Origin of the sequence: Duganella guangzhouensis (genome assembly GCF_009674535.1) — a bacterium.
Classification (GTDB): domain Bacteria; phylum Pseudomonadota; class Gammaproteobacteria; order Burkholderiales; family Burkholderiaceae_D; genus Rugamonas; species Rugamonas guangzhouensis.
Map to the genome: position 1 here is coordinate 277,678 of NZ_WKJK01000003.1, position 21,986 is coordinate 299,663.

General features: G+C 61.0%; 16 protein-coding genes. 7 read left to right on the plus strand and 9 right to left on the minus strand.

The genetic code is table 11. The features are described from left to right. Window positions 1-51 precede the first annotated feature (51 nt). Together GJ699_RS07160 and GJ699_RS07165 are read right to left on the minus strand one after the other, a co-directional pair. Window positions 52-1,074, minus strand: a complete 1,023-nt coding sequence (locus GJ699_RS07160) for a FecR family protein (RefSeq protein ID WP_371867480.1) — start codon at window positions 1,072-1,074, stop codon at window positions 52-54. Beyond that, window positions 1,071-1,598, minus strand: coding sequence for a sigma-70 family RNA polymerase sigma factor (locus GJ699_RS07165; protein ID WP_154374550.1), 528 nt, complete (start codon window positions 1,596-1,598; stop codon window positions 1,071-1,073). Before GJ699_RS07165 ends, GJ699_RS07160 begins: the two co-directional genes overlap by 4 nt. 142 nt (window positions 1,599-1,740) lie before the next feature. Between GJ699_RS07165 and GJ699_RS07170 the strand changes: the two genes are divergently transcribed. Further along, window positions 1,741-4,239 carry an ATP-binding protein gene (locus tag GJ699_RS07170; RefSeq protein ID WP_195763482.1) on the plus strand — a complete coding sequence of 833 codons (2,499 nt, stop codon included), beginning with the start codon at window positions 1,741-1,743 and terminating at the stop codon, window positions 4,237-4,239. Further along, complete coding sequence (locus GJ699_RS07175) at window positions 4,236-5,009, plus strand: HNH endonuclease (protein ID WP_154374554.1); 774 nt, start codon at window positions 4,236-4,238, stop codon at window positions 5,007-5,009. Before GJ699_RS07170 ends, GJ699_RS07175 begins: the two co-directional genes overlap by 4 nt. Before the next feature lie 13 nt (window positions 5,010-5,022). On the opposite strand, the gene GJ699_RS07180 is transcribed toward GJ699_RS07175, so the two are convergent. Then, window positions 5,023-5,934 carry a LysR family transcriptional regulator gene (locus GJ699_RS07180; RefSeq protein WP_154374556.1) on the minus strand — a complete coding sequence of 304 codons (912 nt, stop codon included), beginning with the start codon at window positions 5,932-5,934 and terminating at the stop codon, window positions 5,023-5,025. 248 nt (window positions 5,935-6,182) lie between these two features. Here GJ699_RS07180 and GJ699_RS07185 point away from each other — a divergent pair, with 248 nt between their 5' ends. Both GJ699_RS07185 and GJ699_RS07190 read left to right on the plus strand, forming a co-directional pair. Beyond that, the gene (locus tag GJ699_RS07185) at window positions 6,183-7,169 is read left to right on the plus strand and encodes an aldo/keto reductase (protein ID WP_154374558.1); all 987 of its coding nucleotides are present in this window, start codon (window positions 6,183-6,185) and stop codon (window positions 7,167-7,169) included. 40 nt (window positions 7,170-7,209) lie between these two features. Further along, a complete protein-coding gene (locus GJ699_RS07190; protein ID WP_154374560.1) occupies window positions 7,210-8,349 on the plus strand; it encodes an NADH-dependent flavin oxidoreductase in 1,140 nt (379 codons plus the stop codon). Between the two features lie 47 nt (window positions 8,350-8,396). Here the strand turns inward: GJ699_RS07190 and GJ699_RS07195 are convergent, their stop codons facing one another. From GJ699_RS07195 to GJ699_RS07215, 5 genes are read right to left on the minus strand one after another with little or no spacing between them, the layout of a single operon-like run. Continuing rightward, window positions 8,397-10,904 (minus strand): beta-glucosidase family protein, encoded by a 2,508-nt coding sequence (locus tag GJ699_RS07195; protein ID WP_154374562.1) that lies wholly within the window; start codon window positions 10,902-10,904, stop codon window positions 8,397-8,399. A 25-nt stretch (window positions 10,905-10,929) separates the two neighbouring features. Continuing rightward, on the minus strand, window positions 10,930-12,192 hold the full coding sequence (locus tag GJ699_RS07200; RefSeq protein WP_195763483.1) for an MFS transporter: 1,263 nt from the start codon (window positions 12,190-12,192) through the stop codon (window positions 10,930-10,932). Continuing rightward, the gene (locus GJ699_RS07205; RefSeq protein ID WP_229261984.1) at window positions 12,189-13,829 is read right to left on the minus strand and encodes an alpha-L-rhamnosidase-related protein; all 1,641 of its coding nucleotides are present in this window, start codon (window positions 13,827-13,829) and stop codon (window positions 12,189-12,191) included. The genes GJ699_RS07200 and GJ699_RS07205 overlap by 4 nt, the downstream gene beginning before the upstream one ends. A 7-nt stretch (window positions 13,830-13,836) precedes the next feature. Then, a complete protein-coding gene (locus GJ699_RS07210) occupies window positions 13,837-14,664 on the minus strand; it encodes a DeoR/GlpR family DNA-binding transcription regulator (protein ID WP_154374566.1) in 828 nt (275 codons plus the stop codon). Between the two features lie 29 nt (window positions 14,665-14,693). After that, window positions 14,694-17,414, minus strand: coding sequence for a TonB-dependent receptor domain-containing protein (locus tag GJ699_RS07215; protein WP_154374568.1), 2,721 nt, complete (start codon window positions 17,412-17,414; stop codon window positions 14,694-14,696). A 232-nt stretch (window positions 17,415-17,646) separates the two neighbouring features. Here GJ699_RS07215 and GJ699_RS07220 point away from each other — a divergent pair, with 232 nt between their 5' ends. Genes GJ699_RS07220 through GJ699_RS07230 form a run of 3 tightly spaced genes read left to right on the plus strand, consistent with a single transcriptional unit; the run spans window position 17,647 to window position 21,008 of the window. After that, window positions 17,647-18,330 carry a response regulator transcription factor gene (locus GJ699_RS07220; RefSeq protein WP_154374570.1) on the plus strand — a complete coding sequence of 228 codons (684 nt, stop codon included), beginning with the start codon at window positions 17,647-17,649 and terminating at the stop codon, window positions 18,328-18,330. A 6-nt stretch (window positions 18,331-18,336) separates the two neighbouring features. Then, complete coding sequence (locus GJ699_RS07225; protein ID WP_154374572.1) at window positions 18,337-19,773, plus strand: sensor histidine kinase; 1,437 nt, start codon at window positions 18,337-18,339, stop codon at window positions 19,771-19,773. Continuing rightward, a complete protein-coding gene (locus tag GJ699_RS07230) occupies window positions 19,770-21,008 on the plus strand; it encodes an ABC transporter substrate-binding protein (protein WP_154374574.1) in 1,239 nt (412 codons plus the stop codon). Before GJ699_RS07225 ends, GJ699_RS07230 begins: the two co-directional genes overlap by 4 nt. On the opposite strand, the gene GJ699_RS07235 is transcribed toward GJ699_RS07230, so the two are convergent. After that, a complete protein-coding gene (locus GJ699_RS07235; protein ID WP_154374576.1) occupies window positions 21,005-21,904 on the minus strand; it encodes a LysR family transcriptional regulator in 900 nt (299 codons plus the stop codon). The genes GJ699_RS07230 and GJ699_RS07235 overlap by 4 nt on opposite strands. Window positions 21,905-21,986 lie beyond the last annotated feature (82 nt).

Sequence of the window (21,986 nt, forward strand, 5' to 3'; positions counted from 1 at the left end):
CCTTCCTTGACACGCGAGAAAACAAAACACGAACTGGATCGCGAAATATTTTTACCGGGCCGGCGGCGCCGCGTCGACCATGACGAAATAGCGCGTCAACCGGCGCGCCCGCAGCTCCGGCAGGCTGTCGATCAGCAGTTGCAGCGCGCGTTCGGTATCGTCCAGCGGCAGCACCACATGGACCTTGATGGCTTCCAGCTGCTGGCGGTTGTACTGAATATGGCCGGGACGATAGCGGTTCAGTTCATCCAGCACGTCGGGCAGCGCGATGCCGTTGGCCACCAGTTGGTGACGCCGCCAGGCATCCTCAATGGCGCGACCGTCGATGGTCTCCACCACTCCCAGTGCGTTCTCGCGGATACGCACGCGCTGATTGGCGTCCACCGTGATCCCCTGCTCGTCCGGCTGCGGATGCAGGCGCTGCGCGGCAGTGCACACCAGCGTGCGCGACTCCAGCATGCTCAAGGTGGTGACCACGCCGTCGTTGCGGACCACGAAGCGCGTGCCCAGCGCACGCACGCTGCCTTCCTCGGTCTCCACCACGAACGGCCGGTTGGCGTCATGTGCCACCTCGACCAGAATCTCGCCGCGCACCAGTTCCAGCGTGCGGCGCTGGCTGTCGAAGCGCAGATTGACGGCGCTGCCGCTGCCCAGCGTGATGCGCGTGCCGTCGGCCAGCGTGTGGGTCTGCCATTGGCCGGTGCTGGTGCGCAGGTCGGCCAGCAGATAGCCTGGCGGCCAGGCGTGCAGCGACAGCCAGCCCGGCACCGCTAGCGCTGCGGCCACCGCCAAAGCGGCTGCCATCCGTCGTGGCGTGCGGCGTCGTTGTTTGCGTTCCAGTGTGTGCGCCGCGTTCAGCGCGGCGTGAGCCGGCTTGATGCCACCGCCACTGTCGCCGCGCAAAGCGCCAGCGCGGGCGATCAACCCTTGCATGCGCGCCGCCACCTCGGCGTGGCGCGGATCGGCCGCTTTCCAGGCGTCGAAACCAGCGATGGCGTGCGCGCGCTCTGTGTCGTCGTCGGACGACAAGCGGACTATCCACTGCACCGCCGCCTGTGCTATCTCATTGCTCACTGGCCGAGACCTTCGGCCGCCAGATGGCAATGCAGCAGCGCCTGCGCCAGATACTTCTGCACCATGCGGGTCGAGACGCCCAGCGAGGCGGCGACTTCGGACTGCGTCAAATCATCCAGGTAATGCAGCAGGAACGCCTGACGCGGCTTAACGGCCAATCCCTGCAAGGCATCGCTGATCTGCTCCAGCGCCTGCATCGCCGCATAGATTTGCTCCGGTGAAGGATAGCCATCGACCTGGTTGGCCGCATGTGCCAACTCTTCAAGGTAAGCCTGTTCGATCAGCTGACGGCGGGCGCGGTTGGCCAGCAGATGTTTGGCGGCGGTGGTCAGATAGGCGCGCGGCTCCTGCACGCCAAACATCACATCACGCGACGCGATGATGCGCACAAAGGTGTCATGCGCCACGTCGGCCGCGTTGTGAGCGCAGCCCAGCTTCTTGCGCAACCAGCCGAACAGCCAGCCGTGATGGTCGCTATAAAGCGCCGCCACCCGCTGTTGCGATTCCAGTTCCGCTGTCGCCATCGACTACGCTCAAATGAAAATAAGAATTATTCTCATATTATCTCAGTGTCAACCTATGTGCAATCGTAATTGCTGATAGCACAGTAGTTGGCTTTTCATCAAAATGATACAATTTGGCAACTTTAATTCTTGCATAGGAACCATGGCTAATTATCGGGACAGCGACGTACAGGCGATGAAATTTTGGGAGCACATGCTTAAATTAGGCCCATCCAACACTGAGCTGACATACATGCACGGATTGATGCTTTTGTTTTTATGCAGCGATGATGAGTACTCGGGACGATCAAGGCTGCGGCGACTGCCCCTTCTTAGAGAAGAAAATCTTCCAAATAAGCGAGCCGTCTTCGCTTGGCTGGCTGCGACATCTCATCACACCTATATAGGGAAATTCAGCCACACGTTTGCGGCTACGAACGCAATGTTCGATATCAATGATCAAAATGGCCCCGACTTCGCACTTTTAACAGATTGGGTCCTGCAGCAATACGAGCTAATAAATCATTGGGTCAAAGATCAGAGTGATGGCCAGCTTGTGCATACGTTTGAATACGGGCACGCTCAGTTAGTCACATCGAAGAGTGATCTTCCGCGGGAATACTTTGCAGCCCATCTTGCAGCGAATTGCATGTTTCATCGTGCACAAACGATTGGTGACCTGGACACCCGGATCGGCCATTTTGCTGCTGCAATGTCTACTCAGCATAAGGATCTGCTATTTGTAGGCAGCAGCGAAGCCACAGACATTTATACAGCCATGCGGCTATATATGCGCGGTATCCCTCTCACTCGCGTCGACCGCCACCAACTTATCGATCGCTATACCGCTCATGTACCTGAACTAGATTTTCTTCTTCTCAATCCAACGCCGGTAAACAGCGTTCATTTTTCATGGGCTCAGTCCAACTCGTCCGCCGGCAAAACAACGACAGTAATTGAATTGATCGCTTTTTTGCTCAACACGCCGCTCAAATTTCGCTCCGCCCTTGCAGTCGTCCCGCAGAGTGACTGCACAGCAAAAAGCCACAAGGCTATGATCAGATATGACCTCGTCAATAGCGGAAGAATTGCAGCGGTTATCGATTTCCCCCATAGCGCTTCCGATACCAAGCGCCGATATTCTGCCTGGCTGATTGTCAATGACAGTGAAATCAGGCGTTCGGGTCGCAATGGCATTATGTTCATCGATGCCGAACCGTTGTCATTGCTCACTGCTGACAACGACGCGAGCGTCGCTGCTACCTTTATCGCGGCGCTGATCGCGGATGTCTTTGAGGACCCATTGCAGTTCCAGTTGGACTTAATCGACCAACTCGAAACCAAGGATCCATTGTTAGCGAAAATTTTTGCCCGAGAATTTTCACCAGGACATCATAATGCTGCAGGACTGTCGCGTTTTGTCTCCATAGCGGAAGTAGAGCAGCATGACTACGCCTTGTCCGCTAAAACTTACCTGACTGCCAAGCCCGACGGCACCTGGCTCAAAGGTGTAGGCCGAGGCGAATTGGCAGAGGTCATGACGGACAGTAACCATCGTGGCAAAAGTATGTACATCATTGGGAATAATGGGGAAGGAAAGAGCTTGCTATTGAGCGAAATTGCCAGCGAGAGCGTCGCATCCAAACGGCACACTGTCGCAATATCTTTTGGCGCGACGGACCGCTTCCCTATCAACATGCAAAAAGATGCTGGCGAGTTCTACCAGTATATGGGAGCGAGAACAAGCGCGACTGCGGTCGATACTAAGAAGGCCGCAATCAACATCGGTTCGGTCATGCTGGCTATCCACGCATCCCCCCCTCGCTCGCAAACGCTTAAGGAAATACTGGGGTTGATTGGATTCTCGCCGATACGGTATCTGATCTCAAAAAACCTGAAGGCCAGCCAACGTGGACAGGATCGCCTGGTGAGCGGCGTGGTTAGCTTGGAGTCCGAAGATGACGATGATCTTAGCTTGATCCATAGTCTGCGCAACAACCCCAACCAAGCGAAAAAATACAAGCTGGGCCTGCGCCGCTCGAATCACGACAGCATTCTGCCATTTGATGAACTGAGTTCAGGCGAACAGCAAATCATTTTTCTTCTCGCAAAGATGATTTCTCAAGCCGAAGCTGGCGCCTTGCTGCTCGTGGACGAGCCGGAGATCAGCCTGCACGTCGCCTGGCAACAGGCGCTTCCCACGCTGTTCCGCATCATAGCCCGGACCTTTGAAGTCGACATATTGGTCGCCACCCACTCACCGATCATTATCGCCAGCACGGAAGACAGCACAGATTACTGTTTCACCATCAGAGATCGCGCATTGTGGAAGCTGACCAATGACGATCGTCGCTCCGTCGAAACCGCGCTATTCGAAGGCTTCCGGACTTATACCCACAACAACCGCGAGGTGCACGAACGCTGTGCCTCCCTGGTGGCGGGCTATATCGATGCGGCAAACCGCGACCACGAGGACAGCGGTGCCAAGGTCGACACGCTGGAAAAACTGGAAAACATGAAAGAGATTATTCAGAAGCAGCGTCGATTTGCTGCCGATGAAGACATTGAATTTGACCTGAGTCTGGTTGAGCGCGCACGGTCCGCCGTTGAGGAATTGTCAGCGCTGGCATCGACTGATAACACCACGCAGGATCAGAAATGATGGCCATGTATAGAACCGCTGTCGAACTAGATGCAGAACGTGATCAATTTCTATCTCAACCACACAGCACCAAAGCCCTGTGGGCGGAGGCGAAAAAAGCATGGGAAGATGAGCATCGGAAAGCGACGCGCTTAAAGAAAGACCGCTGGCCAACACTGACCGACTATAAATTCCCTAAAAAGGGAGGCAAGAAACGTCCCTTGGGCAGGGAAATCATATCGATGCTACGCAAACACCTTGCTAAACTGCAGGGCAATCGTTGTTGCTATTGCCGTCGCTGGCTCCAAAATATCGCTCATGCACGGCCGGTGGAACACATCTTATCTCGGAAAGAATATCCCCAGTTCTCTCTGCATTACTGGAATATGGCGCTTTGCTGTCGGGACTGCAATCAGTTAAAGGGAAAGAAAAAATGGGGAACGCTGGCCCTGACGGCGGTTGACTACCCGACCACGGTTGGCGACTATTTTCACCCAAGGTTGCATATCTATGATGGCCATGTCCGCTACGTGCGGCTTGAAACCAACGATACCACCATCGCGATCTATCACGGACTTTCAGCTCCGGGGCGTCAGCTGTGCCGCGATCACCTGAAAACGATCTCTCAAGTGGATGCGCTCATCCAAAACAATCCCCGGGTAAGAACGGCGGTAGAGACATTGCAATTGGCGGGGGAAAACGTAGATCCGGGAGCTACGCAAAAATTGAACGAATTTATCGATGCTATGCACCAGGCCGTGCACCGGATCGCGCAGAAGGCAACGCCATAGGGATTCAAGCAAGCTATCGGCCGCCGCGCTTTCCTCCTCGCAGGCGCAAAGCCGCGACTACCAACGAAAATGCCGCAGTCGGCTGACGCCGGCTCGGGTAGTAGAGGTGGTAGCCTGACATCGATGCCGACCAGTCCGCCAACACACGTTGCAGGCGGCCCGCTGCTATATGCCCCTTCACGACATCTTCGGGCAAATATCCCAGACCGAGTCCCGCCAGACAGCTGTCAAGTTGCAGTGAGATCGTGTTGAATGCCAACTGCCCGCCTGGCCGAACCTTCAATTCCCGGCCCTCTTTTTCAAATGGCCACGACCAGACGCCGCCAGACGTTGGCAGGCGCAATGCAATGCAACGGTGCGCAGTTAAATCATGCGGGGTCTTGGGCTTTCCATGCTTCTTGAAGTACGCCGGGGAACCGACCACGCATTGCTTGAAGTCCGGTCCGATACGTACCGCGATCATGTCCTGCGCAACTTGCTCCCCCAAACGCACCCCGGCATCGAAGCGGTCCGCCACGATGTCGGCAAGACTGTAGTCATCACTAATCTCCACCGTAATATCGGGATAGTCGGGAAGCAGCTTCGCTAGCGCCGGCAACAGGATAGTCTGCGATGCATGTTCGACTGAGGTAATGCGCACGCTCCCTGCAGGTTTGTCCCGCAGTTCACTCAACTCATTTAACCCGGAAACAATGCCATCGAAGTGTGGGCTGATCGACTTACATAGCCGTTCGCCGGCCTCTGTGGTGGAGACGCTGCGCGTTGAACGTGTCAGCAAGCGTACCCCAAGGCGCGCTTCCAAGGCAGTGATCTTTGCACTCAGCGCGGGCTGTGAAATTCCGAGCTGTGCTGCCGCGCGTGTGAAGCTGCGTTGCGTCGCCACCAGTAGGAATGCTCCCAGGTCATCCATGCTTTCTTTAACCATTTATAACCTCAGTCTATAAGTGCAAGAAGATTATCGCATCTAATCATATCTATTGTACGGGGTTACATTGGCGTCATGGACTCACAGCATTCTTCTTTAACTCTTATAAAAGGCCAGGATCGATGTCAGAAAACATTGACAGACGCTGCTTCATTAAGCACTCAATCAGGCTTGGCGCATCGGTAGCGGTTGTTCCGATGCTCGGCGCTCAGGCCAATCAAACCATTCAACCAACGCGAGGAAATACGATGAAACAACGTACTTTGGGAACCATGAAGGTGTCGGAAATCGGCGCCGGCTGCATGACGTTCGCGGGGAATTACAACGCGCCCGTACCCAAGGAGCAGGCCATCAAAACCATCCGTACGGCGTACGAAAACGGCGTGACGTTCTTCGATACGGCCGAAGTTTACGGGCCTTACATCAGCGAAGACTACCTCGGTGAGGCGCTCGCCCCGTTCCGAGACCAGGTACAGATTGCGACGAAATTCGGTTTCGCAATCGACGGAACGATAGCCTTGAATAGCAGGCCTGAACATATCCGCAAAGTAGTCGAAGCATCGCTCAAGCGCCTGCGTACCGATCACATCGACTTGTATTACCAGCACCGGGTTGATCCAGCTGTGCCGATCGAAGAAGTGGCTGGCGCCCTCAAGGAGCTGATCAAACAGGGCAAGGTGCTGCATTTCGGCCTGTCCGAAGCCAGTGCCAACACCATTCGTCGCGCCCACGCCGTGCAACCGGTGGCTGCGGTCCAGTCGGAATATTCGCTATGGACCCGTAACGTGGAATTGAATGGGGTGCTGGACACCTGCCAGGAACTGGGGATCGGCTTTGTGCCATGGTCGCCAGTAGGCGCGGGTTTCCTGACCGGTAAGATCGATACGAATACGGTGTTCGATCCTAAGACCGACTTTCGCGCTGGGTTTCCTCGCTTATCGAAAGAATTCTTGAAGCTTAATATGCCGCTGGTCGAATGGCTCAAGACCTACGCGGCGAAAAAAGGCGCAACACCATCTCAGGTCGCATTGACCTGGCTACTGGCGAAAGGACCAAACATCGTCCCTATTCCCGGCACCCGCAGCGAGGCGCATCTGCTTGAAAACCTCGGAGCTCAGCGTTTGCAACTAACGGCCGCCGATGTCCTGGCGATCGACACCATGCTCGGTAAATACCCAGTCTTCGGTGATCGAATGGGGGAAGCGCACATGAGTCAGATCGACTATACGATTTGATGTATCAGAGCGCCGCCGGCGACGGCCTACCAATCTATATATGAAAGTGAATGCCTTGAAACACAGCAAACTATTCGAGCCAATGGAGCTCCTTCCAGGCTTATCTCTACGCAATCGCATCGTGATGGCGCCAATGACCACCTGGGCCAGCAACGACGACGGCACCGTGTCCGATGAAGAAGAAGCGTACTACCGCCGCAGGGCACAGCACGTTGGCTTGGTGATCACGGGTTGCACCCACGTCCAGGCAAATGGTATCGGCTTTACCGGTGAATTTGCCGCTCACGACGACCGCTTTATTCCGAGCTTGCGCAAACTGGCTCTCGCTGCCAAGAGCGGCGGCGCACCGGCAATTCTGCAAATCTTCCACGCGGGTGTGAAGACCTTGCCGTCGTTGGTGTCCGACGTGGTCGCAGCAAGCGCGGTGGTTGGCGATGGTGGTCCATTTGCGCCAGCCATCATGCCGAGGGAGTTGAGCGACGAGGAAGTCGTCGATGTGGTGAAAGCATACGCCGAGGCGGCACGCCGCGCCATTGCTGCGGGCTTTGATGGTGTTGAACTCCATGGCGCCCACGGCTTCCTGATTCAAAATTTCTTCTCTCCGCATTCGAATCGTCGCAGCGACCAATGGGGCGGATCGCTGGAGAATCGTATGCGTTTTCCGCTGGCTATTGTGGACGCCATCAAGCGCACGATCGCAGAACACGCTGATCGACCTTTTGCGCTCGGCTATCGCGTCTCGGTGGAAGAAGATATCGAGGGAGGACTGACGCTTGCGGATTCGCTGCAGTTGATCACGCGTCTGATTGATGCCGGTGCAAGCTACATCCATGCCTCCCTTGGCAACGCCCTGGATCAGAAACCGTCAACTGGCGCGTACAGCGCGACGATCGTCGGCATATTGCATGATCACATAGGCGGCCGCGTTCCGCTGATGGCTGCGGGCCGCATCAAGACGCCGGCACAAGCTGACAGCGCGCTCGATATGGGACTTTCGCTGGTCGCCGTGGGACAAAGCCTGGTGATCAATCCCGAATGGATGGATTACGCCCGCGACGGACGGGATAGTGATGTTCGCCTTTCGATTTCCGCTGGCGACGTATCACGGGCTAGCATTCCAGGCAAACTGTGGGAAGTCATCTCGGCAACGCCCGGTTGGTTCGACGTAGTCAACTCGTAACCGTCGATATACTCGGATATCGACGGTGCATGCACGTCAGCCAGGTGCTAGTTTTTCAGGCTGATGTCGGTGGACAGATTGAGGTCGGCCGAGTTCTGGCCAACTTTCAGCGCCACCTTGCCGCTGGCGGCGATCCACTTGCCGGACTTCTCATCCCAGTAGGACAGCAGGCGGCGCGGCACCGGAATCGTGACCACCCGCTGTTCGCCGCTGGCCAGCTGCACGCGGGCGAAGCCCACCAGTTTGGCCTTCGGCGTCTCCACCGGCACCGGCAACGCGCCGCTGTAGACCTGCACTACGGTGGAACCGCTGCGGGCGCCGGTGTTCTTCACCCGTACCGACACCAGCGCCGCCTCGTCGGCCTTGGTCGATGCGCGTGCCCGCACCTCATCCAGTTTGAAGCTGGTGTACGACAGGCCGTAACCGAACGGGAACAGCGGCTGCTGGTTGTGCTGCTGCAGATAGCGGTAGCCGACCATCACGCCTTCGTCGTAACGCACCGTGCCACCGCCACGGTATGGGCGAATACCCTGACTTTCGTCGGCAAGGAAGGATACCGGCAAGCGGCCACCCGGTTCGGCGTCGCCAAACAGCACGCTGGCGATGCCGGTACCGGCGGCGGACCCTGGATACCACATCTGCACCACGCCCTTGACCTTGGACAGCCAAGGCATCTTGACCGCGCCGCCGGTGTTCAGCACCACCACCGTGTTCGGGTTGGCGGCGGCCACCGCCTCCACCAGCGCATCCTGATCGGCCGGCAGCGCGTAATTGTCGCGGTCCATCTCTTCACCGGTGACCTGGTTGACGAATACCACCGCCACATCCGACTTGCGTGCCAGCGCCACCGCATCCGCAATCTGCGATGCCGGCTCCCAGCCCACCTGGATGCGTGGACCGGTCAAGCCGCCGCGCGTGCTGTATTCCACTTCCACCCGCACCTTGCGGCCGCCGTTCAGCGTCGCGGTTCCCTGCAGCGGATACGTGGTCGGTCCGGAGCCGGGGAAGCCGTCCGCCGTCGAGCGCATGCCATCGATCACCAGCTTGCCGTCCACCCGTACCTTGACAGTGCCGCACAGGGGCACGGCCACCCGCAGCAGTCCATCCGCTTTAGGCGTATAGTCGGTGGCCCAGCGCGCCGACCATTTGGCCGGCATGGTTTGTTTGGGCCGGCCACGCACGTCGATGCCCGCCACCACATCCTGCACGGCGGCGCCGCTGAAGTCCTCGCTGGCGAAGTAGCTGGCCTGCCAGCCCGGCGTGCCGTCCGGCGATGCCAGCGGTGCCGGCGGTGCCATCATGCCACCCTCGGTCGACATGGTCGGCAGCACGAAGTCGCCGGTGGAGCCTTGCGCATGCACCACCTTGGCGGCCGAGCCGGCGGCGCCGGCGATCGCTTCGATCGGCGTCACGAACTGGCCTGGATCGACGAAGGTAGACCACATCACGCCGGTGACGGTCTCCTTGCCGGCGGGGCCAATCACGGCGATCTGGCCGCTGCGCTTCAGCGGCAGCACGCCGCCTTCATTCTTCAACAGCACGGTGCCGCTCTCCGCCACCTTGCGCGCCAGCGCCTGGTGTGCCGCCGTGGTGACCACGGCGGCCGGGGTGTCGGTCACCGGACGATCAAAGGCGCCGGTCGAGAATAGCGTCCACAACGTGCGGCGCACCGCATCGTCCAGACGCGCGGACTTGATGCGGCCATCACGCAGCGCGTCTGGCACGCGCAGGAACGGTTGCAGCGACCATGAGTCGATGCCGGCGTTGAACTGCGCCACGCCATCCTGGCCGCCCATGAAGTCAGTGGCCAGATAGCCTTTGAAGCCGTGCTGCTTGATCTGCGCGATCAACTCCGCGTTCTCCAGCATGAACTTGCCGTTCACTTTAGGATAAGAACCCATCAGCGAACCGATTTGCGCCTTCTCGATCAGGTAATAGAACGGCAGGTTGTAGACCTCATGCAGCGCGCGCTGCGATACTTCCACGTCCATCGTCAGGCGTTCGCGTTCGGTGTGGTAAGCGGTGTAGTGCTTGGCCATGGCGATCACACCCTGGCTCTGCATGGCGGCGGCGACGGTGCTGCCCAGCTCCGCGTTCACCAGCGGATCTTCACCAAAGGATTCGGTCAGACGGCCGCTCAGGCCATCGCGTGCCGTGTCCACGGTCGGGCCCAGGATCACATTCCAGCCCTTGCCGCGCGCTTCCTCGGCAATCGCCTTGCCATATTCGCGCGCCAGTTCGACGTCAAAGGTGGCGCCCAGTTGCAGCGGTACCGGGAACGCGGTCACGCCCTTGTCGCCGCGCAGGCCGGAGGAGGCATCGACGCGGGTCAGCGGCTGTATGCCCAGCGGCGCCAGTGGCGCGTACTCGATCGGATCGGTGGCGCTGACCAGCGCCGATTTCTGTTCGAAACTCATGGCCTTGAACAGCTGCTCCACCCGCAGTTCCACCGGCTGCGAGGCATCGCGCCATGGCTGAAGGTCGGCGGCATGCGCCATGCCTGCACTGTACAAAGCCACCAATACGGCGCGGCGCAGCGATTTATTCATCTTCATTCCTGTCTCACTCCTTATAATTAATTTAATGCGCCGCTACCGCCGGCACCCTGCGGATATACAACCAGCCCAGCGCGGTGGTGAAGGCCACGGCCAGGGTCAGCGTCACGAACAGTGTTTCGGGACCGCTCTGGATCAGGTACGGCGTGCCGAGCGCGGACACCGCCGCCAGCATGCGCGTAAAGAAAGTGGTGGCACCCTGCGCGGTGGTGCGCAGCAGCGTTGGAAAAAGCTCCTGGCTCCACACCTTCCACATCGATTCACCGGCGAACGCGCCGCCCACGCCCTGCATGATCTGCCACGCTGCCAGCGATATCACGTTGACGCCAAAAACCACCGGCACCGCCTGGCCGGCAACCGCCAGCACGCCGCCGATCAGGAACCAGTTCATGCGCGATGGCAGATCGACGGTGCGCATGAACAGCAGCGCGCTGGCAAACGAGATCACCAGTTGCGCCGTGTTGACCATGGCGGCGGTGGACACCGAGGTATGCGCCAGTTCAGTGTAAAGCAGCGTTCCGAACTGGCCGCCGGTATTCGCCGCCAGATTGAACACGCCATAAAACAGCGCCAGTCCGATGAAGGGACCGATGTAGCGGCGGCCGAACAGTTCACGCAAGCTGCTGCTTTCCAGCGCACGGCCATCGGCACCGGTCTGCTGGCGGCGGGCGTAGGCACGGGTCCACTCCTGCGATTCCGGCAGCGTGGAGCGCAGCACCAGCACCAGCAGCGTGACCAGAAGGATGTGCGTCCACATGATGCGGCCGCCCATGACTCCCATATCGCCAACAATCATCTGTACGATGAAAGTGGTGCCAATGGCGGCCATCCACAGCACGTGCGAAAAGGCGATCAGCCGTCCCTTGAAGCCGGGTGGTGCCTCCTCCGCGATCATGGCCATGGACACCGGCAGGTCGGCGCCGATGCAGAAGCCCACCACCGCCGTGCCGGCATACAGCATGATGATGTCCGGTGCGAAGGCCAGCATGGCTGCGCCGGCGGCCAGGCCAGCCATGGTGACAGTGAAGACTTTGCGCCGGCCGTAACGATCGCCCAGGCGGCCGCCGACCAGGGCGCCGATCGCGAACAATGCGGTCAGCAGCGCGGACAGCTGGCCGATCTGGCCCAGCGTCAGACCGAAGGTATCCTTGTACAGTACCAGTGCGCCGCCGCTGGTGATGATGGCGCCGGCGTCCAGATACGACGCCATGCCAGCCAGCAGCGCCACACGCCAGGCGGTGCGCGGCAGATCGCGCAGGCGCGGCGATTCGATGATCCCGTCTTTCATTGAGTCTCCAGATTGGGCGCGCCCAGACCAAGTGCGCGGGACAGCCATGCCGGCGAACAGCTCCAGGCGTGGCAGTAGCTGTTGGCGTGGATGTCGCCGTAGGGTGATGTCAGCGGCTCCTGCGGATCGTAGGCTTCCCAGAAGGTGTCGGCACCGGCGTCCAGCATGCCGCCCCAATAGCTGCGCACCAGCTCCAGCGCCTCATCGCGCATGCCGCAGGCCAGCATCGCTTCCACGATGTAGTGGTACAGATAGGGCGTGATCGGGCGTACCGCGTCGGCATCGGCCATCACGTTGCGCAGCGCGGTCCGCGCCTGCTCGCGCGATTCGGGTATCCCGGCCAGCACCATCCACGCTTGCGTGGCGCAGGACACTTGGCGCTGCGGCCCGCTGGTGTAGACGCCACGTTCCCGGTCGAACAGCTGTGCGCGTGCCGCCTCAGTCATTTGCTCGATGGCGGTGGCATAGTGTGCGACTTCGCCGCCTCGTCCCAGCGTTTCGGCCAGTTTCAGCATGCGGCGCAGCGCGAATACGATCACCGCATGAGTGGCGGCGCTCTTCTCCAGTCCAAACGCCCAGTCGATAAAGCACCAGGTGGCGCCGGTATCGTGGAACAGATGGCTGGCGTCAAGGCGCTCCAGCAGGCAATCGATCTGACGGCACGCGACCGGCCACAGGTCATGGCCGCAGGCGGTATCGCCGGTCGCTTCCACATATTCCTGCAGCGTGACGCAATACAGCGCCGCGTAATCCAGCGTGGTGGTGTCGGCGTAGGTAGGCACCGGACGTTCGTAGACGCAGCCGTTGACCAGTCCATCGGAACGCGGCAGGCCGGCAAACAGGTACAGGCAACGCTTGACCACATCGTTGGCGCCAAAGGTCACGTAGTTGACCAGCGCCTGCATGCGCAGATCGCCCACCCACAGCCGACGGTCGCGGCGTGGACCGTCCTCGAAGCAGGTTTGCAGACAGTCGCGCAGCGTGTACTGCGACACCAGATCGACGCGGCGTATCCATTCCGGGTAGCTGCCCGGCAGTGGCGCGGGATCGGTCGCCGCCGAGCTGACGGCGTGCGCCCGCATTTCGTCAAAGCGCACGCCAAAGCGGCGCGACGCAGCCAGGATCTCCACCTTCACGTAGCGGAAGGCGTGACGGCGCTGCAGGCGAAACTCCGTCGGCAGATCGTCAATGGTGATGATTTCCTCCGGCAGCCAGGCGGCGCTGATCCAGGCGCGATACGGATACAGCGGCTCCGCCACATCGGTCGGCACTTCGCCCAAAGTCAGGCGCAGCCGGATCGGACTGTCCGCCACACTGCCGGTCGGCGCCACGCGGAACGACAGATAACCCGCCAGATGCTCGCCAAAATCGACGATGAAACTGTCGCCCTCCTTCCAATTCCGCTCCGGCAGCGCCGAACCGGTGGCCACCACGCGCATGGCAAAGCGCAGCGCCAGTTCCGGGCGCGGTTCGGCTTCCACCAGCGCGGCAACCGGCAACACACGCTCGCGCAGCGTCGGTATCAGTGCCTGCGCCTGCTCGATGAACCGGGCCACCGGCTCACCTGCGGGCAGGTTGATGCGCCGCGCCTCCTCTTCCGCATTGGCGCGGGCGATTTCTTCGGGACTTGGTTTCATGAACTCCTCAATAGATAGCTAAAGACTGCGTCCCTTCGTGGGACGTTCTTTTTGTAGGGGTTTCGGGATCGACCACCAGCACTTCCACGCCGGCCTGCTCCAGCATCCGCACCGCGCTGTCGCGCACACCGCTGTCCGTGATGACGCGGTTGATGCGTTCCAGGCCACACAGCAGCATGCCGCCGTTGCCGCCAAACTTGGACGCATCGGCCAGCACGGTGACGTGCTGCGCTTGCGGAATCAGCCGCCGGCCGGCTTGTATCAGCAGCGGATCGGCCTCCATCACACCCTGCGATGACAGCCAGTGCGCGCCCATGAACAGATGATCCGCCTGCCAGTACTGCACCGCCTGAGTGTCGAACGGGCTGAGTATCACGCCCTGCTCGGGATAGATTTTTCCGCCGGTCAGACTGACTTCGTTGTCACTGCCGGCCAATAGGCCGCGCGCGATGGCAAAGGAATTGGTCAGCACACGCATGCGAAGGCCGGCCATGAAATCCACCATCTGAAAGGTGGTGGTACCACCACCGATCAGCACCGTATCGCCATCGGCACACAGCTCCACCGCCCGGCGGGCGATGGCGCGCTTGCATTCCACCCGATACTGCACGCTGCCCTCGAACGAGCTGGAACTCAGCTGCCGCGCCGCCGCAGCGCCGCCCAGATGGGCGCGGCCATGCGTGCGTTGCAGCAGTTGGGCGGTTTCCAGCAGCGTCAGATCACGCCGTATCGTCGCCAGCGAAGCACCCAGCGCTTCGGCCAGATGCATGACGCTGGCCGTACCCTGCTCCGCCAACATCCGCAGGATGCGTTTGTGTCGTTCCTGTTGTTCCATCGCCGGCCTCCATCTTCATCAACGCCTGATTACCAGTCCTTGTTCAGGCCCACCGAAACCACCCGGCCCAGCGCCGATGCCGAAGAGGCGTCGAAGCCGACAATGCCATTGGTGCCGCTGGTGTAGTACACCGGCGTGTCACGGTTGAAGATATTGCTGATGTTGAAGGTCAGGCGCGTGCCTTTCAGCCAGCCATCGGTGTTCGGCAGCGTCCACGCCCAGTTGGTATCAACCGTGGTGAACGACGATACCTGCTGCACGCCGGTGCTGACCGAGTTGCGATAACCGCCGGTATAGTTCAGGAACAGGCTGGCCGCCACCGCGCCGCTGCTCCAGCCCAGTTGCCCGCGCGCCTTGGTCTTGATGGCGTAGTTGGTACCCAGCAGTTCGATCTTGTCGGCCACGCCGGGCACGATCTGGTCGAACTTCAGCATGCGGGTGCCGGCCAGGTTCAGGTTCCACTTGCCCAGCTCCGTGCGGAAGCCGTAGCCGATATCGAAGTCGATGCCGCGAATACGCTCGTCGGCAAAGTTCTGACGACGCAGGTCATACACGGCGGTTGGCAGGCCGCCGACGTCCGGATACACCAGGCCATCGTGGCGCATGCCGGCCAGCAGCGGTTGAATCACCGCCAGCCATTCGGCGTCGGTCATGCCGGCTGAGCGCACGATGCGATACTTGTCATAGGCCGCCAGCGGATTCACCACCGGACCAAAGGTCGGGAAGGTGATGACGTCGTTGTAGTTGATGGCGAAGTAGGACATGCTCAACTTGAAGCCCTTCAGCAGCGACGGGCTCAGATCGAAGCCGACGTTGTAGGTCTGCGCCGTCTCCGGTTTCAGGTTGCTGTTACCACCGGCCAGCACCACCGTGTAATCGCTGGAGCCAGCGCTGGAGCAGCCGACGTAAGCGCCGGAGATGCACGGGAAGCGGATCGCGCGGGTGTCGATAGCGGTGCCGGCATCGGCCAGGCTCGGTGCGTGGAAGGAGCGGCCGGCGCTGGCGCGGATCTGCGCGCCCTCCACCACGGTCCATGTCACACCGGCTTTTGGATTGGTGGTGTTGCCAACGTCACTGTAATTATCGTAGCGCGCAGCCAGCGACAGGTCCAGCTTCTCCACGCCGGAAACGCGATTGGCCTTGCCCACCAGCGGCAAGAACAGTTCTCCGAACGCCGACTTGCTGGTGCGCGTGCCGCCTGCACTGTAAGGCGTACCGGCGTCGCGCTGGCCGGTTACCACCAGGCCGTCGAAGCCTTCCTGGCGCACGTCCACGCCCACCGCGAGCTTGACATCGCCGCCGGGGATCTTGAAGATCGAGCCATCCAGCTTGGCCTGGCCTTCCTTCAACGTCTGACGCGCGAAGTAGCGGGTTTCGTAGTTGCCAATGCGGGCCAGCAGCGCCGCGTCGGTAGCCGCGCCCACGCCGTACGGATTGAAAGTACCGTTGGCAGCGCTGGTGGTAGCCAGTGCCTGATCGATGCCGTGGTTACGCACATCGTCGCGTTCCAGGCCATAGTTGAATTCCACTTTGGCGTTCCAGCCGCCGGACAGTTCAACATTCGCGCCGGCCACCAGGGACAGGGTCTGAGTGCGGATGTTGTTGGTGAAGGTTGAACCGAAGTCGCCGGCCGGGTTGTAAGTCACCGACTGCGTATCGGTGGAACCGTTGATGGCGCGGTAGTACGGGCTGGAAGACGGCACGCTGACCGTGGTCGAACCACTGGTGACGCCGTCGCCTGCGACATGGGTCTTCACATCGCGCTGCGACGCCAGCACACTGCCGTACAACTCAACGCGGTCACTCACGTTCTGACGCAGCGATGAAAACACCGAATCGCGCGTCTGCGCTGGATACAGATCGCTGGCACGATTGGCCTCGCACTTGCTGGTGCCCGGCGTGATGGCGCCGCTGGCGTTCAAGGTGTAGGCCACGCCGCCCATGGTGATGTTGGCCGGGCTGCACAAGGTCGAACGGCTGTCCGATCCACCATACGGACGCTGATCGTTGACGATGTACGAACGCTCGGTGCCGGCCAGCGCGGTGTTGTGCGTATGCTCGTAGGACAGCAGCCAGCCGCCATCTTCCCAGGTCTTGCCGAACACCTGGCTGAAGTTGGTGCTGCGATAGCCGCTACCGCTGCCGGTGTTAAAGCCGGTCTCCGCGCCATTGAAATTACGACGGGTGACGAAGTTGACCACGCCGGCAATCGCGTCCGAACCATAGATCGACGAGCCGCCATCGGCCATCACTTCCACCCGCTGCAGCGCAGACAGCGGAATGCCACCCGCATCGGGCGCGGTCTGATTGATGCCGGCGCCCGGCAAACGGTGACCATCCAGCAGCAGCAGCGTCAAACCGCCGCCGCCATTACCCACGCCGATGCCGTGCACCGCCGGCTGATCGACGAAGTTGGCCTGGTTGCTGCCAGTGTTGTTACCAGTGGTGTTGAAGTTATTCAGTTGCGGCAGTGCGCGCAGCATTTCGGTGCCGGTGGTGGCGCCGGTGGCGGCGATGTCCGCCATCGTCATCTTGGTCAGGCCCGCACCCACCGGCGCGATGCCGCGAATGCTGGTGCCGGTGACAGTAACGACGTTATCGACGGCGATTGGCTTGGCTTCGGTGGCCGCGTCGGTAGGCGTGTCCTGGGGCGCCGTGGTCTGCGCGCCGGCGATGGCCGAGGTGCCGGCAAGGATGGCGCTGATGGCCGCCACAATGGCTTTCTGCTTGTATGGTGTCGTATGCAACATGATCTTTGTCTCGTCAGTTTATTGTTGGTATGGCGGGCATCTACGGCCCTGGTGCTGCTGCGGCGTGGTGTGCTGGCTCCTCCTTTGCTTGCGTTATTAACATTAACAAGTGTTAATAAACTATAGCACCGCATTAATTCAACGTAAATCTTTGCAAGCTTGTTTGTGCATACAATCAATTTCGTGAGCGATCTTTGTGGTTTCCTCGTTCATATATTGTTAAACTTTGACCATGCAAATACTCCTCGCCGAAGACGACACCATCCTGGCCGACGCCCTCAAAGCCCAACTGAACAAGCTTGGCTACACGGTGGAGCACGCGCCCAACGGACCGGTGGCGCAGTTCCTGCTGCAACGTCAACGCTTCGACCTGGCCATCCTCGATCTCGGCCTGCCGATGCTCGATGGCTTGTCGGTGCTGCGTGAACTGCGCGCGGCGGATGCGCTGATGCCGGTGGTGGTGCTGACCGCGCAGGATGGCCTGGACAGCCGCGTGGCCGGCCTGAACGCGGGCGCCGACGACTACATCACCAAGCCTTTCGACTTCCCTGAACTGGAAGCGCGCCTGCGCGCACTGCTGCGCCGCGCCAAAGCCGCCACCTCCAGCGCGGAACTGAGCTGCGCCAATCTGATCTTCGATGCCCGCAATCGCCGCGCCGCCGTCAACGGCCAGCCGCTGGAACTGAGCCCACGCGAATTTCAGCTGCTGGAACTGCTGCTGATCCAGCGCGATAACGTGGTCACCAAAGAGCAGATCACGCAAGCGTGGGCCAACGATGGCGGCGGCATCGGCGCCGGCAATGCGATCGAGGTGTACATCCATCGCCTGCGCCGCCGGCTTGAAGGTTCGGGGCTCGACATCCGCACTGTGCGCGGGCTGGGCTACCTGCTCGAAGAATCCGGCAAGGCCGCCTAGGTGCGCATGGTCTCCCTCTCGCGCAAACTGATGCTGTGGCTGATTTTGCCGCAGCTGGTGTTATGGCTGGCGGGAGGGCTGGCCACCTATCGGCTGGCCGCCAAATACACCAACCGCGCCATCGACGCCAGCCTGGTACAGGCATCGCGCGCGCTGCTGCGACAATTGAAGCCGATCGATCAGGGCTTGCTGATCGACTTCCCGCGCGCCGCGCAAGACATCCTCGAAGCCGATCCCAAGGACCGCTTGATGTACACCGTCAGCACGCCGCCGGGCAGTTTCATCCTCGGGAATAACACGCTGCCAGCGCCGCCCGCCGATGCCCAGCGTAGTCTCGACACGCCGTATTTTTACGAAGGCATGGTGACGCCGGCCGAAGGAGTGGCCGGTCCCGCCAAGGAGATGCGCATCGTCGCGTTGTACGTGCCGTTTGGTGACATCGCCTCCCCCAAACAAACCATGCTGGTGCAGGTGGCGCGCAGCAGCGCGGACCGCGAAGAGCTGGCGCGCGCCATCCTGGGCGATACGTTGCTGCCGTTGTCGCTGCTGGTGCTGTCGATGACGCTGATCGTCGGCTACGGCATTCGCGCCGGCCTGGCGCCACTGGCGCGCTTGCGGCGCGAAGTCGAAAGCCGTGCGCCGGACGATCTCACGCCGATCAAGCTGGAACTGGCGCCGGTGGAACTGCGCTCGCTGGCCAGTGCGCTGAATCACCTGCTGGCCGCCGTGCAGCGCCAGATCGGCGCGCAGAAGCGCTTTATCGGCGATGCCGCGCATCAGCTGCGTACACCATTGGCGGGCCTGCAAAGCCAGACCAAGCTGGCGTTGGAAGCGGCCACCGACGATGAGCAGCGCAAACGCCTGGAGCTGGTCCACCAGAGCGCCGATCGCAGCGCACACCTGGTCGCGCAATTGCTAACGCTGGCGCGCACCGAGCCGGATGCCGCCGCACAGATGCGACGCGGCCACTTCGACCTGCGTGCCTTCGCCCGCGAGTCGGTAGTTCAACTGGTGCCGCGCGCGCTGCGTGCCGGCCAGGATCTGGGCTTCGACGAGGATGCCACCGATGCCACCTATGCCGTCGTGCCGGTGAACGCCAACGCCATGCTGCTACGCGAAGCGCTGGCCAATTTGATCGACAACGCCATTCAGTACGCCCAGCCCGGCGCGGAGGTCACGGTGCGGGTACGCCAACAGGACCAGTCCGCGCTGCTGATCGTCGAAGACAATGGCCCCGGCATCCCGTCCGAAGACCGCGAGCGCGTGTTCGAGCGCTTCGTCCGCGCCACCTACAGCGGTAGTGGTTGCGGCCTGGGACTGTCCATCGTCAAGGAGATCGTCGAACGCCATCAGGGCACAGTAACGCTGGAGCCGGTAAAGCCGCACGGTCTGCGTGTCATCGTTACCTTGCCGATCGATGCGACGCCGGGAGCGGCGCCATGAAGCGGCTGCTCAGCGGCGTCTGCGCCGCCCTGCTCGCGTTGTCCTGCCACGCCGGCGAAGTCGAGGTACTGCATTTCTGGACCACCGGTGCCGAAGCCGGCGCGCTGGCCAACCTGAAAGCATCAATGCGCAGCAAAGGCCATACATGGCGCGACTTCGCGGTGGCCGACGGCGGCGGCGGACTGGCGCTGACTCTACTCAGTTCTCGCGTCAACTCCGGCAATCCCCCGACCGCCGCGCAGATCAAGGGCGCGTCAATCCAGGAATGGGGCCGCGCTGGCAAGCTGGCCAACATCGACACCGTCGCTCAGGCCGAGCGCTGGGACGCGCTGCTGCCGCCCATCATCAGCAACACCATGAAATTCGATGGCCATTACGTAGCGGCGCCGCTCAATGTCCATCGCGTCAACTGGCTGTGGGTGAATGCCGCCGCGCTGAAGAAAGCCAATGCGCGCATGCCCACCAGTTGGGACGAATTCTTTGCCGTGGCCGACGCTATGCGCAAGGCCGGCATTGCGCCGCTGGCCTACTCCGGCCAGTCCTGGCTGGACCTGGGCACGTTTGAGACGGTCATCATCGGCATCGCCGGCGTCGACTTCTACAAGCGCGCCTTCATGCAGCTCGATCCGGCGGCGCTCAACAGCGCGCAGATGGAGCAAATCCTGCAGACCTTCAAGCGCATCAAGGCTTACACCGGGCCGCAGGGTAAATACCGCGACTGGGTGGCCGCTACCGCCGCCCTGGCAAAGGGCGAGGCAGGCATGCAGTTGATGGGCGACTGGGCCAAGAGCGAGATTTACGCCGCCGGCAAGCTGCCCGGCGTCGACATCCTGTGCACCGCCGCGCCGGGCACCTCCGGCGCATTCACCTTCGACATCGATTCGCTGGCGCTGTTCAAGGTCGCCCCTTCCAGCCAGCCGGCGCAACAGGATCTGGCGCGCGCAGTGATGGGCAAGGACTTCCAGCGCGCCTTCAATCTGGCCAAGGGTTCGATCCCGGTGCGGCAGGACGTCAAGCTGGATGGATTTGACGAATGCGCGCGCCAGTCCAGCCGAGACTTCGCCGCCAGCGCCAAGCGCGGCACGCTGTTGCCCAGTGTCGCCCACGGCATGGGTCTGCCCTACACTACCACGCTGGCGCTGTGGGATGTGATCCGTCAGTACTGGAATCAGGACAGCATGAGCGCCAAGATCGCCATGGCCCGCATGGCGCAGGTGGCGGCGGCACGACGCTAACTGCCGAACAGCGTCGCCATCACGCCGCGCAACCAGACGTTGGCGCCATCCTTGGCGTATTTGCGGTGCCAGTGCTGTTTCAGATCGAAGCTGGGAATGTCCAGCGGCGGCTCCACCAGTTTGATGTCGGCAAACTGCGCAAAGCTTTCACCCACCGCACGCGGCACCGTCGCCACCAGATCGCTGCCGGCGATCAGGAAGGGAATCGACATGAAGTGCGGCGTCTCCAGCACCACCCGGCGCTGGATGCGTTTGCGGGTCAGGAACTGCTCAAACAATTCCTGGCTGCGTCCCTCGGCGCGGATCACCGCGTGCCCCATCTTCAGAAACTGCTGCAAGGTCATGCGCGGCGATTTGTGCGGATGCGATGCGCTCAGCAGGCAGATGAAGGAATGCGAGAACAATCGCTGCTGGAAGATGTTACGGTTCTTCAGATCGGGGAAATACCCGATCGCCAGATCCACTTCGCCATGCTCCAGCGCCAGCGCCAGTTCCGCCGGCGGCATCGAGACGGAGCTGAGTGAAGCGCCAGGCGCCTCGGCGCGCAGCAGTTCCAGCAGGCGTGGCAAAAAAGTCATTTCACCGATGTCCGACAGCGCCAGCGTGAACTTGCGCTCCGTGGTGGCGGGCGTGAACTGCTCGTTGGCCAGCACCTCAGTTTGCACCCGTTGCAGGATGTCGCGCGTTGGTCCGACCAGCGTGACCGCGCGCGGCGTCGGTTCCATGCCCTGCGTGGTGCGTACAAACAGCGGATCCCCCAGCGAGGTGCGCAGCTTGTTCAACGCCACGCTCACCGAAGGTTGACTCATGCCCAGCTTGCGCGCGGCGCCGCTAACGCTGCCTTCCTCGTAAATCGCCAGCGCCACCGGCAGCAGGTTGAGATCGAAACCGCTCATGCGCACCTCCTGAATTACGAATTCAAATAAACATTATGCAGTAAATTCTATTTTCAAATACAGCCATGTGCGCAATCATCCT

What these genes read in the sequence shown, in the direction of transcription:
- GJ699_RS07165 (WP_154374550.1), bottom strand. Translation starts at nt 1,598, where the DNA reads ATGGCGACAGCGGAACTGGAATCGCAACAGCGGGTGGCGGCGCTTTAT.
- GJ699_RS07170 (WP_195763482.1), top strand. Translation starts at nt 1,741, where the DNA reads ATGGCTAATTATCGGGACAGCGACGTACAGGCGATGAAATTTTGGGAG.
- GJ699_RS07175 (WP_154374554.1), top strand. Translation starts at nt 4,236, where the DNA reads ATGATGGCCATGTATAGAACCGCTGTCGAACTAGATGCAGAACGTGAT.
- GJ699_RS07180 (WP_154374556.1), bottom strand. Translation starts at nt 5,934, where the DNA reads ATGGTTAAAGAAAGCATGGATGACCTGGGAGCATTCCTACTGGTGGCG.
- GJ699_RS07185 (WP_154374558.1), top strand. Translation starts at nt 6,183, where the DNA reads ATGAAACAACGTACTTTGGGAACCATGAAGGTGTCGGAAATCGGCGCC.
- GJ699_RS07190 (WP_154374560.1), top strand. Translation starts at nt 7,210, where the DNA reads ATGAAAGTGAATGCCTTGAAACACAGCAAACTATTCGAGCCAATGGAG.
- GJ699_RS07195 (WP_154374562.1), bottom strand. Translation starts at nt 10,904, where the DNA reads ATGAAGATGAATAAATCGCTGCGCCGCGCCGTATTGGTGGCTTTGTAC.
- GJ699_RS07200 (WP_195763483.1), bottom strand. Translation starts at nt 12,192, where the DNA reads ATGAAAGACGGGATCATCGAATCGCCGCGCCTGCGCGATCTGCCGCGC.
- GJ699_RS07205 (WP_229261984.1), bottom strand. Translation starts at nt 13,829, where the DNA reads ATGAAACCAAGTCCCGAAGAAATCGCCCGCGCCAATGCGGAAGAGGAG.
- GJ699_RS07210 (WP_154374566.1), bottom strand. Translation starts at nt 14,664, where the DNA reads ATGGAACAACAGGAACGACACAAACGCATCCTGCGGATGTTGGCGGAG.
- GJ699_RS07215 (WP_154374568.1), bottom strand. Translation starts at nt 17,414, where the DNA reads ATGTTGCATACGACACCATACAAGCAGAAAGCCATTGTGGCGGCCATC.
- GJ699_RS07220 (WP_154374570.1), top strand. Translation starts at nt 17,647, where the DNA reads ATGCAAATACTCCTCGCCGAAGACGACACCATCCTGGCCGACGCCCTC.
- GJ699_RS07225 (WP_154374572.1), top strand. Translation starts at nt 18,337, where the DNA reads ATGGTCTCCCTCTCGCGCAAACTGATGCTGTGGCTGATTTTGCCGCAG.
- GJ699_RS07230 (WP_154374574.1), top strand. Translation starts at nt 19,770, where the DNA reads ATGAAGCGGCTGCTCAGCGGCGTCTGCGCCGCCCTGCTCGCGTTGTCC.
- GJ699_RS07235 (WP_154374576.1), bottom strand. Translation starts at nt 21,904, where the DNA reads ATGAGCGGTTTCGATCTCAACCTGCTGCCGGTGGCGCTGGCGATTTAC.